This is a genomic window from Streptomyces sp. NPDC058683 (genome assembly GCF_042716195.1).
In the GTDB taxonomy this organism is placed as follows: domain Bacteria; phylum Actinomycetota; class Actinomycetes; order Streptomycetales; family Streptomycetaceae; genus Streptomyces.
This window is the reverse complement of record NZ_JBHXSK010000010.1, coordinates 216,609-228,716: the sequence shown is the minus strand read 5'-3', so window position 1 is coordinate 228,716 and position 12,108 is coordinate 216,609. Positions and strand designations below refer to the sequence as shown.

The window sequence follows — 12,108 nt, the reverse complement described above, 5'->3', positions numbered from 1 at the left end:
TCGGATCAGGGAGAAAGAACATGGCCAGCAAGGCTGAGAAGATCGTCGCCGGCCTCGGCGGAATCGAGAACATCGACGAGATCGAGGGCTGCATCACCCGGCTGCGCACCGAGGTCCACGACGCCTCGAAGGTCGACGACGCCGCCCTGAAGGCCGCCGGCGCCCACGGCGTCGTCAAGATGGGCACCGCCATCCAGGTCGTCATCGGCACCGACGCCGACCCGATCGCCGCGGAGATCGAAGACATGATGTGAGCCTCCCCGCTCACCCCGAAGGGGCTCCTCCCGCCTCGGGACGAGCCCCTTCCACCGCTCCCGATAGGCTCATGGCCATGTCTCGAATCGACGGCCGCACCCCCGAACAACTCCGCCCGGTCACCATCGAACGCGGCTGGAGCAAGCACGCCGAGGGCTCCGTCCTCGTCTCCTTCGGCGACACCAAGGTCTTCTGCACCGCCTCCGTCACCGAAGGCGTCCCCCGCTGGCGCAAGGGCAGCGGCGAGGGCTGGGTCACCGCGGAGTACTCCATGCTGCCCCGCGCCACCAACACCCGCGGCGACCGCGAATCCGTCAAAGGCAAGATCGGCGGCCGCACCCACGAGATCTCCCGCCTCATCGGCCGCTCCCTGCGCGCGGTCATCGACTACAAGGCCCTCGGCGAGAACACCATCGTCCTCGACTGCGACGTCCTCCAGGCCGACGGCGGCACCCGCACCGCGGCGATCACCGGCGCATACGTGGCACTCGCCGACGCCGTCACCTGGGCGAAGGAGCGCAAACTCGTCAAGGCCGGCCGCCAGCCCCTGACCGGCACCGTCTCGGCCGTCTCCGTCGGCATCGTCGGCAAGGTCCCCCTCCTCGACCTCTGCTACGAAGAGGACGTCAAGGCCGAGACCGACATGAACGTCGTCTGCACCGGCGACGGCCGCTTCGTCGAGGTCCAGGGCACCGCCGAGGCCGAACCCTTCGCCCGCGACGAACTCAACGCCCTGCTCGACCTCGCCGTCGCCGGCTGCACCGACCTCGCCGCCATCCAGCGCGCGGCCCTCGAAGCCACCCTCACGGCAAAGTAAAGGGAACCCAAAAACCCGAGGTACGACGGGGCAACCAGGGCGGGCGGCACCGCGTCCCCTTAGGTACGGGCGCACGGCCTGAACAACCGTGCGCTCGGCCAGTTGTACACAACGGGAGGGGAACACCGTCATGGCCGCCAGCCGACGCCGAGGCCGTCGCATCACCGCCATCGCCGCCGTAGCCGCGACCACCGCACTCACCGCAGCCCTGCTCACCGGCTGCGACGCCGTGAACAAGGCCCTGGACTGCGTCCAGACCGCCGACTCCATCGCCGACAGCGTCACCAACCTCCAGCAGGCCGTGGAGAACGCCGCGAACGACCCCACCCAGGCCGACGCCTCCCTCGACTCGATCCAGCAGAACCTGAAGAAGATCGGCGACAAGACCGACGACGCCGACGTCAACAAGGCGGTCGACGACCTCGACAAGGCCGTGGACAACGTCCGCACGGCCATCAGGAACGGCGACTCGACCCCCGACGTCACCCCTGTCACCGACGCGGCCGGCGAACTGACCAAGGTCTGCACGCCGTAACCCGCCGGCCGGACCCTTGGGATACTGCGTGTCATGACGACCCGCCTGATCCTCGCCACCCGCAACGCCGGAAAGATCACCGAACTCCGCGCCATCCTCGCCGAGGCGGGGCTGCCTCACGAGCTGGTGGGCGCCGACGCGTACCCCGACATCCCCGACGTCAAGGAAACGGGCGTCACCTTCGCCGAGAACGCGTTGCTCAAGGCCCACGCCCTCGCCCAGGCCACCGGCCTCCCCGCGGTGGCCGATGACTCCGGCCTCTGCGTGGACGTCCTGAACGGCGCCCCCGGCATCTTCTCCGCCCGCTGGGCCGGCCGCCACGGCGACGACAAGGCCAACCTGGACCTGCTCCTGGCCCAGCTCTCGGACATCGCCGAGGAACACAGGGGCGCCCACTTCGCCTGCGCGGCGGCACTGGCCCTGCCGGACGGCACGGAACGCGTGGTCGAGGGCCAACTGCGAGGCACCCTCCGCCACACCCCGTCCGGCACGAACGGCTTCGGCTACGACCCGATCCTCCAGCCGGAGGGCGAGGTACGAACCTGCGCGGAACTGACCCCCGAGCAGAAGAACGCGATCAGCCACCGGGGGAAGGCGTTCCGGGGGCTGGTGCCGGTGGTTCGGGAGTTGCTGGGCTGAGACGCGCAGGGGCCGCCCGGCAGGGCGGCCCCTCTGTACGTGCGGCCGATGGGAGTCGAACCCACATGGGCAAATGCCCCGAGGCACCTAAAACCTCTGCTTATACCATTCAGCAACGGCCGCGTGCCCGCCCATGCTACCCGGAATGTGGACGGCGCCGATTGCCGCCTCTACACCACGTGTCGGTGATTGCATGGCAATTGGGGCAGAGCAATCGCAGGTTCTCCCGGCGGTCGTCGCTCCAGTCTCCGTTGATGTGATCGACCTCCAGGGCCATGGGCTTGCCGAGCCACTCGGGGCCCGTGCCGCACTCGGTGCACTCCTCGGGCACGCCGACTTCCAGAAGGGCCCGACGGAGCAGGTGGGTTCTGGTCCGGCGGATGCCGTCATGCTGGACCAGGATGTTTTTGGCATGCCTGAGCGGTGTGGTGCCCGGCCCGCCGCGTTGATGTGCCTGCCCCAGGAAGTGTGAGGTGTCGAGATCGACCTCGGCCACCCAAAGATGGAGCTGAGCGCGCAGCCTGCTGTTGTAGGGCTCCATCCCCAGGGCGCGGAGCGTCTCGGCGATGGAGGTCGCTCCTTCGACCGCTTGGCGCAGTGCGTCGGGGGCCGGTTTGGCGGGTGGTGTCTTCGCTCGCCTCCGACGGGGCATGTGCGCGACGTCGATCCCGAAGTGGTCGAAGCGCCGAAAGAGATGGCGGCGCAGTTGGCCATATGGCCGGGTGCCGAAGAAGGCGATGACCTCGTCGATGTCGGAACACTGCGCGGCTGCTTCGGCCAGCTGCTCCCTGGTGTACCGCACGCCGCTGCTCATGAAGCCCTGCCTTTGCCGCGCCCCCGGTAACTATCCGTCGTCGAATGGCAGTTGGGGCACAGAAACCGCAGGTTCTCGATCCGGTTGTCGCGCCAGTTGCCGTCGATGTGGTCGACCTCCAGGGGGAGCGGGTGCCCTCGCCAGACAGCGTCCGTGCCGCACATGGCGCAGCGTTCCGGCACTCCCTTCGCCGTCATCGCCCACCTGAGCCGGTCGCTCGGAATGCGTCGGGCGCGGTCCTCCGGCTGCTCGACGAGCAGCCCTTCGGGGGTTCTCGGACGCCACGGCTTGCCCCGCTGCGTCGGAACCTGGAAATGCGACGTGCCGATCCCGAACGCCTTGATTCGTCGGCTGATGTGCGTGTGATGCCCGCCCACCACCTCCAGCCCCAGCCGGCGCAGCACCTCGCACATGTTTGTCGAAGCCGCTACCGCCCCCTCAAGCACCTCTCGTGTCCACTTCACCCCCTCCCGCTCGAAGTGCGACACGTCCACCCCGAGCTTTCTCATCCGCTCGGACACATACCGCCGCGTCGAGCTCCCCGGATCCACCCCCAGCCTCCCCAACGCCTCCGACAACGTCCGCGCTCCCCGAGCCGCCTCTTCGAGCCGCTCCCTGGTGTACGCACTGGCCCCCATCGAGCCCCCTCCGTTCCGGCCACGCGTTCGCGGCCCGTACGGAGTAACGAACCGGTTATCGGACAGTCACGCCCGGAGAAGAGAGAACGGCCCGCGCCAGGTCGCTCCTGGTGCGGGCCGTCAGTGGCAGGTGCGGGGGTCAGATACCCAGGTCCTTGATGATCTTGGCTACGTGGCCGGTGGCTCGGACGTTGTAGAGGGCTCGTTCTACCTTGCCCTCCTCGTCCACGATGATCGTGGAGCGGATGACGCCCAGGTAGGTCTTGCCGTAGTTCATCTTCTCGCCGTACGCGCCGAACGCGTCCAGGACCTTCTTGTCGGGGTCGGCGACGAGGGTGACCCTGAGGTTCTCCTTGTCGCGGAACTTGCCGAGTTTCTCCGGCTGGTCGGGGGAGACGCCGATGACGTCGTAGCCCGCGCCGGCCAGCAGGTCGAGGTTGTCCGTGAAGTCGCAGGCCTGCTTCGTGCAGCCGGGCGTCAGCGCGGCCGGGTAGAAGTAGACGATGACCTTGCGGCCCTTGTGGGCGGAGAGGGACACCTCGTTGCCGTCGGCGTCGGGGAGGGTGAAGTCGGGGGCTACGTCCCCGGGCTGGAGTCGCTCGCTCATCGGTCCAGCGTAACGGGGGGTCCTGACAGTGCGGGGGCGGCGAGAACTGACAGACTGTCCAGGACAGGGAGCACGGGAGACTTCGGAGGGCCCACGGTGGCGGACACGTCGGACACCAGAACCCCGGCGCAGATCGAGGCGGACATCAAACGCCGCCGCGATGTGCTGGCCGAGACGCTGGACGAGATCGGGGTGCGGGTGCATCCGAAGACCATCGTCGGCGACGCGAAGGCCAAGGTCGCGGCCAACGTCGATCACACCCTCGGGCGGGCCTACGTCCAGGTCAACCGGGTCGTGAGCGATGTGCGGGCCCAGTTCGTGGACGAGGAGGGCGCGCCGCGGCTCGAACGTGTGGTGCCGGTCGCCCTCGTCGCCGTGGGTGTGGTCGGTCTGCTCGTGTTCGGTAGCCGGCGGCGTAAGCGCTGAGCGGAAACAGGTAGGTTCAAAGGCGTGAGCGCCAACAGAAACGACACCCATCACGACAAGCTGCCCATCCGTATGCTGCACGACCGGGTCCTGGTCAAGCAGGAGACCGGTGAGGGTGAGCGGCGGTCGGGCGGAGGGATTCTCATTCCCGCGACGGCGGCCGTCGGGCGCCGGCTGGCCTGGGCCGAGGTGGTCGCGGTCGGGCAGAACGTGCGGACGGTGGAGCCCGGTGACCGGGTGCTGTACGACCCGGAGGACCGTGCCGAGGTCGAGGTGCGCGGGGTGGCGTACGTCCTGATGCGCGAGCGTGATCTGCACGCGGTGGCCGCCGACCGGTTCGAGGGCTCGGAGGACTCGACCGGCCTGTATCTGTGATTCAGTGACTGAAAGGGGCCTGGTGACTGCGGTCACCAGGCCCCTTTGTCGTTCCTTTGCTACCTTCGAAGGAGCCAGCCCGACGAGACGCGCCGTACCGGGACCGCTGAGGCAAAGACGACGCACCCCGTTCAGTGAAACGTCTCGGAGGTGCCTGTCATGGCCTGGGTTCTGCTTGTCGTCGCCGGTCTGCTCGAAGTCGGCTGGTCGGTCGGGATGAAGTACACCGACGGGTTCACCCGGCTCGTGCCCAGCCTGCTCACCGGCGGCGGGATCGTCGCCAGCATGCTGCTGCTCTCGTACGCCGCCCGGACCCTGCCCATCGGTACCGCGTACGGCGTCTGGGTGGGGATCGGGGCGGCCGGGGCGGCGGTGTTCGGGATGATGGTGCTGGGGGAGCCGGCCACCGCCGCGCGGATCTTCTTCGTGTGCCTGCTGCTGGTCGCCGTGGTGGGACTCAAGGCGACCAGCAGTCACTGATCAGGCATGACGCCGGTCGGCTACTGGAATCCGAGGCCGCCGCCGTCGTCGCCCGCGGTGATCCCGGTCGTGGTGCCGGCGTCGGTGGTTCCGGACGTCGTACCCGTACTGGTGCCGTCGGTGGTGGTGCCGGTGGTGGTGCCGGAGTCGGTGCCCGAGGTCGTCGTACCGGAGTCGGTGCCGGAGGTCGTCGTACCGTCCGTGGTCGAGCCGTCGGTGGTGGACCCGTCCGTGGTGGAGCCGTCGGTGGTGCCGTCGGTGGTGGAGCCGTCCGTCGTGCCGCCGTTGTCCTGGTCGCCGCCGGTGGTGCCGCCGTTGTCCTGGTCCTCGCCGGTGGTGCCGCCGTTGTCCTGGCCGCCGGTGCCCGGGGTGACCGGGTTCTGGGTGGCCGGGGCCACGGTCTCGGCGCCGGGCTGCAGGTCGAGGTCGAAGGCGGAGGCCGTGACGCCGTCCAGGGCGTCCTTGGTGTACTGCGACCAGATCTCGGTGGGGGCGCCGCCGCCGTTGATGCGGGCGAGGCCGAGTGCGCCGTAGAGCGGCTTGTGGGCGGCGGTGACCGGGTCCTGGCCCATCACGGAGACGACGGTGGCGAGGTCGGGGGTGTAGCCCGCGAACCAGGCGGCGGTGTCCTCCTCGGCGGTGCCGGTCTTGCCGGCCGCGGGGCGGCCCGCGGCCTGGGCGGCGGTGGCGGTGCCGTTCTCCACGACGCTCTGCAGGATCGAGGTGGTGGTGTCGGCGGCCTGCCGGCTGATGGCCTGCTTCGTGACCGACCGGGGCAGCTTGATCTCCTCCGTGCCGTCCTTGGTGATCTTCTGGACCATCGTGTACGTGCCGTGCTTGCCGTGGTTGGCGAGCGTGGCGTACGCCTCGGCCATGTCCAGGACGCTGGCGGTGGCGGTGCCGAGGGCGATGGACGGGTACGGCTGGAGGTCCTTGGTGTCGGACGGGATGCCCAGGTCGACGGCGGTCTGCTTGACCTTGGACGGGCCGACGTCGACGGCCATCTGCGCGTACACCGCGTTCACCGACAGGTCGGTGGCCTTGCGGACGGTGATCTGGCCGTAGGACTTCTCGTCCTCGTTCTCCGGCGCGTAGCTGCCGCCGTTCCAGCCCTGGACGGGGCGCTTGTCGGTGCCGTCGTAGTAGGTGTTCGGGGTGATGGTCTGGCCGGACTGGGTGGTGGAGCCGTTGTCGACGGCGGAGGCGAAGACGAAGGGCTTGAAGGTGGAGCCGACCTGGAAGTCACCGCGGGTCGCGCCGTTGGTGTACTGCTTCACGTAGTCGATGCCGCCGTACATGGCGACGACCTTGCCGGTCTTGGGGTCGACCGAGGCGCCGCCGGCGCGCACGTAGTTGTCGGCCTTGTTGTTCTTCTTGTCCAGCTGGGAGATCAGCTTGTCGTCGACGGCCTTGACGAAGGCGTTCTGCTTGTCCTTCTCGATGGTGGTGGTGATGCGGTAGCCGCCGGCCTCCAGGGAGTCGGAGTCGATGATCTTGTTCTTGATCAGGTAGCTCTTGACGGCCTCGACGAGGTAGCCGCGCTGCCCGGACATGCCGGTGGAGGCGGTCTGTTCCTTGGGCATCGGGAACTTCATCCCCTGCCGCTCGGAGACGTCGAGCCAGCCCTTCTTGACCATGCCGTCCAGGACGTAGTTCCAGCGGGCGACGGCCGCCGCCTTGTTCTCGGGGTGGGCGACGACGTCGTACTCGCTGGGCGCGTTGACGAGGGCGGCGAGGTAGGCGGCGCGGGCCGGGTCGAGGTCGGTGGCGTCCTTGCCGTAGTAGGCCTGGGCGGCGGCCTGGATGCCGTAGGCGTTGCGGCCGAAGTAGCTGGTGTTGAGGTAGCCCTCGAGGATCTCGTCCTTGGACTCGCTGCGGTCCAGCTTGATCGAGATGAAGAACTCCTTCACCTTTCGGGTGACGGTCTGCTCCTGTGCGAGGTAGTAGTTCTTCACGTACTGCTGGGTGATCGTCGAGCCGGACTGGGTGCCCTTGCCGGTCGCGGTGTTCCAGGCGGCGCGCAGCATCGCCTTGGGGTCGACGGCGGACTCGGTGTAGAAGTCGCGGTCCTCGGCGGCGAGCACGGCGTGCTGGGCGTCCGCGGAGACCTGGGAGAGGTCCACGTTCTCCCGGTTGACCTCGCCGTCGCGGGCGAGCTGGGAGCCGTCGGCGTACAGGTACACGTTGGACTGCTTGGTGGCGAACGCGTTGGCGGCCGGGATCTTCACCATCGAGTAGCCGAGGAAGAACAGGCCGATGAGCAGGAGTATCCCGATCACGAAGGTGCCGAGCAGCATGCGCCAGGTGGGGAGGATCCGCCGCCATCCGGTCCGCTTGGGTCGCTTCATCTTCTTCTTGCCCCCGTTCGTCGGCACGTCGGCCGCGGGCGGCTCCGCCCCGGGCGCCGTGGGCGCGATGGGGGCGGTGACCGCGGTGACCGCCGTGGGCGTTTCCGCCTTCGGCGCCCTGACCGCCGCGAGCTGCCGTGTCTGCGTGTCCTGGCTGTCCTGCCGGTTCTGCCGGTCCTGCGTGTCCTGTGTGTCCTGTCTGTTCTCGGCCGCCGCGGGCGGGCGCGCCCTCGGCACCGTGACCGCCGTGAGCTGACGCGTCTGCGGGTCCTGCGGGTCCTCGGCCGCCGCGGGCGGCTCCGGCTGCTTCGCCTCGGTCACCGGCTGCGCTGGGGTCTGCTTCTCCTCGGCCGCGGCCGGCGGTTCCGTCGGGCCTCCGCCGCCCTGGTTCGGCTGTTGCGGCTGCGGCTCGTCGCTCATGTAGTGCACGGACTCCTGTTTCGCGTCGTACGTTCGTTCCCGTACGACCTCGTACGCTTCTGCGCCCCCTGTTGAAGACTCTCGCACCGTGCGTTCCGTTCCCGGATTCCGGCACGCTTCGGTCACGGAAATTGCGTGGCCTGCGATGTCGTCCGCGCAGTAGGCTCCTGCGCTTCGGTGTCGGGCGGTCCGGGAGGTCGGTTGGCGTGGGCGCTGGACGGTTGTACACGGCCGTCGCGGCGGGGGGTTTCAGACGGTACGCGACGTATCGGGCGGCCACGGCGGCCGGGGTGTTCACCAATACGGCCTTCGGGATCATCCTCGTCTACACGTACTTGGCGCTGTGGGACGAGAAACCGCACCTCGGAGGCTATGACCAGGCGCAGGCGGTGACCTATGTGTGGCTCGGGCAGTGCCTTTACGCGACCCTCGCGATCCAGGGCGGGGGCGTGGAAAAAGACCTGATGGAGCGTATCCGTACGGGCGCGATCGCGATCGACCTGTATCGTCCGGCCGATCTTCAACTGTGGTGGCTGGCGACCGATTTGGGTCGCTCGCTGTTCCAGATGCTGGGGCGGGGGGTGATCCCGTTCTTGGTCGGCGCGGTGTTCTTCCCGATGGCGCTGCCCGCGGACGCCGGTACCTGGGCCGCCTTCCTGGTCGCGCTGCTCCTCGCGATGCTCGTCAGCTTCGGCATCCGCTACCTGGTCGCGCTGAGCGCGTTCTGGCTGATGGACGGGATGGGCGTCAACCAGGTCCTGATGATCACGGGGATCTTCTTCTCGGGCATGACCCTGCCGCTGAACGTCTTCCCGGGCGCCTTCGGGGAGGTCGTCCGCGTCCTGCCGTGGGCGGCGCAGATCCAGATGCCGGCGGACGTGCTGATGGGGGAGACCGGTGTGGCGGGGGCGTTCGCCTTCCAGGCCGCGTGGGCGGTGGCGCTGCTGGCGGCGGGGCGGCTGCTCCAGTCGGTGGCGACCCGACGGGTGGTGGTGCAGGGTGGGTGAGCGTGTCCGGGAGGGCCTTCGGGCGTACCTGTTGATCGCCGGGATGTGGATCCGTTCCACGATGATCTACCGGACCTCCTTCGCCATCACGATGGCCGGGAACCTGCTGGTGACCGGCCTGGACTTCGCCACGATCCTGCTGATGTTCTCGCAGGTCGACTCGCTCGGCGGCTGGTCGCTGCCCGAGGTCGCCTTCCTGTACGGCCTGTCGGCGACCGCGTTCGGCGTCGCCGACCTGGTGCTGGGCTCGATGGACGTGCTGGGCACCCGGATCCGCGACGGCTCCTTCGACACGCTGCTGGTCCGGCCGGCCCCGGTGCTGGCCCAGATCGGCGCGGACCACTTCGCGCTGCGCCGCCTCGGCCGGATCACCCAGGGTGCGGTGGTGCTGGGCTGGGCGCTGGTCTCCGCCGGCATCGCCTGGACGCCGGCGAAGGTGCTGCTGATCCCGCTGATGCTGGCCGCCGGCGCGGCGATCTTCTGCGCGCTGTTCGTGGCGGGCGCGGCCTTCCAGTTCCTGGCGCAGGACGCGGCGGAGGTGCAGAACGCGTTCACGTACGGCGGTACGACGCTGCTCCAGTACCCGCCGACCGTGTTCGGGAAGGACTTCGTGCGCGGGGTGACGTTCATGCTGCCGCTGGCCTTCGTCAACTGGGTGCCGGCCGCGTATGTGCTGGGGCGGCCGTATCCGCTGCGGCTGCCGGCGTGGACGGCGTGGTCGTCGCCGCTGGTGGCGGTGGTGTGCTGCGCGCTGGCGGGGCTGGCGTGGCGGGCGGGCCTCAGGGCGTATCGAAGTACGGGCAGCTGATCCGATGACCGGAGTGAGGAGAGCTGATCTTGTGTCGGACATGTCCGGCGGGGCCGACGGAACCGGCGAGGTGTTCATCGAGGTCGACGGAGTGGAGAAGGTCTTCGAGGTCCGCAAGAAGGCCGGGTTCCTGAAACGGGAACGCCGGCAGGTACGGGCGGTCGACTCGCTCTCCTTCACGGTGCAGCGCGGCGAGATGGTCGGCTACATCGGCCCGAACGGCGCCGGGAAGTCGACGACGATCAAGATGCTGACGGGGATCCTGACGCCGAGCGGCGGCCGGCTGCGGGTGGCCGGTATCGACCCGTCACGCGAGCGCACGAAACTGGCCCACCGCATCGGCGTCGTCTTCGGCCAGCGCACCACACTGTGGTGGGACCTCCCGCTGATCGACTCGTACCGCCTGATGCACCGCATGTACCGGATCCCCGACGCGCGTTACCGGGAGAACCTGGACCGCCTGGTCGAACTCCTCTCCCTGGAGAGCCTGCTGGACGTCCCGGTACGGCAGCTCTCGCTCGGCCAGCGGATGCGCGGCGACATCGTGGCGGCGCTGCTGCACGACCCGGACGTGCTGTATCTGGACGAGCCGACGATCGGTCTGGACGTGATCTCCAAGGCCAAGGTCCGCGACTTCCTGCGGGAGCTGAACACCGAGCGCGGCACCACGGTTCTGCTGACCACCCACGACCTTCAGGACATCGAGCAGTTGTGCTCGCGCGTGATGGTCATCGACCACGGGCGGCTGGTGTACGACGGTCCGCTGGCCGGCCTGCACGAGGCGGGGGAGAGCGAACGGACCCTGGTGGTGGACCTGGAGCGGGAGCTGCCGCCGGTCGAGGCGGGCGGGTCGGCGCGGGTGGTGAAGGTGGAGGGGCCGCGGCAGTGGCTGGCGTTCCCGGCGTCGGAGTCGGCGGCGCCGCTGGTGGCGCGGATCGCGGCGGAGTACCCCTTGGCGGACCTCTCCGTCCGGGAGCCGGACATCGAGACGGTGATCGCGAAGATGCTGCGTTCCTTGGAGACACCGGGGACACAGGGGACACCGGGGGACGCCCCTCAACCCCCCTCGGAGCGTACGACGGCATAGTGCCCGGAGGCCGGAACTCGTAGTCTGCACCTATGACCGACGATGCCCCGGAGCTGCGCGCCTCCGACGCCGATCGCGAACGAGTCACCGAGATCCTCAGGGACGCCCTCGCGGAGGGGCGGCTCGACATGGAGGAGTTCGAGGAGCGGCTGGAGGCGACGTACAAGGCCCGCACGTACGGTGAGCTGACGCCGATCACGAGGGACCTGCCCGCGGCGGCCGGTTCGCCGGCGGTGCCGGTGTCGCTGCGCAAGCCGCCGGTGGAGAGCGGCAGTTGGGGAAGCCGGATAGTCGGCGGCGAGGGCTCGTCCTCCTGGGCGGTGGCCGTGATGTCCGGCTTCCAGCGCAAGGGCCGCTGGACGGCGCCCAAACGCTTCAACAGCCTCGTGTTCTGGGGCGGCGGCGAGATCGACCTGCGCGAGGCGAACTTCGCGGACCGGGAGATCGAGATCAACTGCGTCGCGATCATGGGCGGGATGAGCGTGATCGTGCCGCCGGGCGTCGAGGTCGTGATGCGGGGCATCGGCATCATGGGCGGCTTCGACCACCGCGAGGAGGGCACCGCGCCGGACCCGGCCGCACCGAGGGTGATCGTGACGGGCTTCGCCTTCTGGGGCGGCGTCCAGGTGGAACACAAGGTCACCAGGGCAGAACGCCAACGCCTCAAGGAGGAACGCCGCCAGGAGAAACTGGACCGCAGATCCTCCCGCCACGAACTGCACGCGGCCCGCCACGAGTTGCGCCACGAGCGCAGGGAACAACGCGAGGAACTCCGCGAGGAACGGGCCCGGCGCAGGCACGGCCACCACTAGACCGGCGCCGGGACTGTTGAGCGCCGGCTGGACCGCCGAC

The 12,108-nt window shown here is 69.1% G+C and carries 15 protein-coding genes, 1 tRNA gene and 1 riboswitch; of the genes, 11 read left to right on the top strand and 5 right to left on the bottom strand.

Annotated features, from left to right (window positions below):
- Positions 1–20: 20 nt before the first annotated feature.
- The 4 genes from ACFWXC_RS13580 (at position 21) to rdgB (ending at position 2,246) form a co-directional block, all read left to right on the top strand.
- Positions 21–254, top strand: a complete 234-nt coding sequence (locus ACFWXC_RS13580) for a glucose PTS transporter subunit EIIB (protein WP_234544142.1) — start codon at positions 21–23, stop codon at positions 252–254.
- Between the two features lie 77 nt (positions 255–331).
- Positions 332–1,072: a ribonuclease PH gene (rph, locus tag ACFWXC_RS13575; protein WP_384477834.1), complete on the top strand. Its 741-nt coding sequence runs from the start codon at positions 332–334 to the stop codon at positions 1,070–1,072.
- A 130-nt stretch (positions 1,073–1,202) separates the two neighbouring features.
- Complete coding sequence (locus ACFWXC_RS13570) at positions 1,203–1,607, top strand: hypothetical protein (RefSeq protein WP_384477831.1); 405 nt, start codon at positions 1,203–1,205, stop codon at positions 1,605–1,607.
- Between the two features lie 33 nt (positions 1,608–1,640).
- Positions 1,641–2,246, top strand: a complete 606-nt coding sequence (gene rdgB, locus ACFWXC_RS13565; protein WP_384477828.1) for an RdgB/HAM1 family non-canonical purine NTP pyrophosphatase — start codon at positions 1,641–1,643, stop codon at positions 2,244–2,246.
- 40 nt (positions 2,247–2,286) lie between these two features.
- Here the strand turns inward: rdgB and ACFWXC_RS13560 are convergent.
- The 4 genes from ACFWXC_RS13560 to bcp form a co-directional block, all read right to left on the bottom strand.
- Positions 2,287–2,369, bottom strand: a tRNA-Leu gene (locus ACFWXC_RS13560).
- A gap of 13 nt (positions 2,370–2,382) precedes the next feature.
- Positions 2,383–3,060: an HNH endonuclease gene (locus ACFWXC_RS13555; protein ID WP_384477826.1), complete on the bottom strand. Its 678-nt coding sequence runs from the start codon at positions 3,058–3,060 to the stop codon at positions 2,383–2,385.
- The gene (locus ACFWXC_RS13550; protein ID WP_384477823.1) at positions 3,057–3,698 is read right to left on the bottom strand and encodes an HNH endonuclease signature motif containing protein; all 642 of its coding nucleotides are present in this window, start codon (positions 3,696–3,698) and stop codon (positions 3,057–3,059) included. Before ACFWXC_RS13550 ends, ACFWXC_RS13555 begins: the two co-directional genes overlap by 4 nt.
- A gap of 139 nt (positions 3,699–3,837) precedes the next feature.
- Positions 3,838–4,305 (bottom strand): thioredoxin-dependent thiol peroxidase, encoded by a 468-nt coding sequence (gene bcp, locus ACFWXC_RS13545; protein ID WP_384477820.1) that lies wholly within the window; start codon positions 4,303–4,305, stop codon positions 3,838–3,840.
- Between the two features lie 96 nt (positions 4,306–4,401).
- Here bcp and ACFWXC_RS13540 point away from each other — a divergent pair, with 96 nt between their 5' ends.
- From ACFWXC_RS13540 to ACFWXC_RS13530, 3 genes are all read left to right on the top strand, one after another.
- A complete protein-coding gene (locus tag ACFWXC_RS13540) occupies positions 4,402–4,731 on the top strand; it encodes a DUF3618 domain-containing protein (RefSeq protein WP_384477817.1) in 330 nt (109 codons plus the stop codon).
- Positions 4,732–4,803: 72 nt separating this feature from the next.
- Positions 4,804–5,106 (top strand): GroES family chaperonin, encoded by a 303-nt coding sequence (locus ACFWXC_RS13535; protein ID WP_382536575.1) that lies wholly within the window; start codon positions 4,804–4,806, stop codon positions 5,104–5,106.
- 53 nt (positions 5,107–5,159) lie between these two features.
- A riboswitch (guanidine-III (ykkC-III) riboswitch) is annotated at positions 5,160–5,233 on the top strand.
- Positions 5,234–5,265: 32 nt separating this feature from the next.
- The gene (locus ACFWXC_RS13530; RefSeq protein ID WP_384477815.1) at positions 5,266–5,586 is read left to right on the top strand and encodes a DMT family transporter; all 321 of its coding nucleotides are present in this window, start codon (positions 5,266–5,268) and stop codon (positions 5,584–5,586) included.
- A gap of 20 nt (positions 5,587–5,606) precedes the next feature.
- Here the strand turns inward: ACFWXC_RS13530 and ACFWXC_RS13525 are convergent, their stop codons facing one another.
- The gene (locus ACFWXC_RS13525) at positions 5,607–8,354 is read right to left on the bottom strand and encodes a transglycosylase domain-containing protein (RefSeq protein ID WP_384477812.1); all 2,748 of its coding nucleotides are present in this window, start codon (positions 8,352–8,354) and stop codon (positions 5,607–5,609) included.
- 221 nt (positions 8,355–8,575) lie between these two features.
- On the opposite strand from ACFWXC_RS13525, the gene ACFWXC_RS13520 reads away from it, so the two are divergent.
- From ACFWXC_RS13520 to ACFWXC_RS13505, 4 genes are read left to right on the top strand one after another with little or no spacing between them, the layout of a single operon-like run.
- Positions 8,576–9,361 carry an ABC transporter permease gene (locus tag ACFWXC_RS13520; RefSeq protein WP_384477919.1) on the top strand — a complete coding sequence of 262 codons (786 nt, stop codon included), beginning with the start codon at positions 8,576–8,578 and terminating at the stop codon, positions 9,359–9,361.
- Between the two features lie 43 nt (positions 9,362–9,404).
- The gene (locus ACFWXC_RS13515; RefSeq protein ID WP_384477917.1) at positions 9,405–10,169 is read left to right on the top strand and encodes an ABC transporter permease; all 765 of its coding nucleotides are present in this window, start codon (positions 9,405–9,407) and stop codon (positions 10,167–10,169) included.
- 40 nt (positions 10,170–10,209) lie between these two features.
- The gene (locus tag ACFWXC_RS13510) at positions 10,210–11,256 is read left to right on the top strand and encodes an ATP-binding cassette domain-containing protein (protein WP_384477914.1); all 1,047 of its coding nucleotides are present in this window, start codon (positions 10,210–10,212) and stop codon (positions 11,254–11,256) included.
- 32 nt (positions 11,257–11,288) lie between these two features.
- Positions 11,289–12,068 carry a DUF1707 domain-containing protein gene (locus ACFWXC_RS13505; RefSeq protein ID WP_384477810.1) on the top strand — a complete coding sequence of 260 codons (780 nt, stop codon included), beginning with the start codon at positions 11,289–11,291 and terminating at the stop codon, positions 12,066–12,068.
- Positions 12,069–12,108 lie beyond the last annotated feature (40 nt).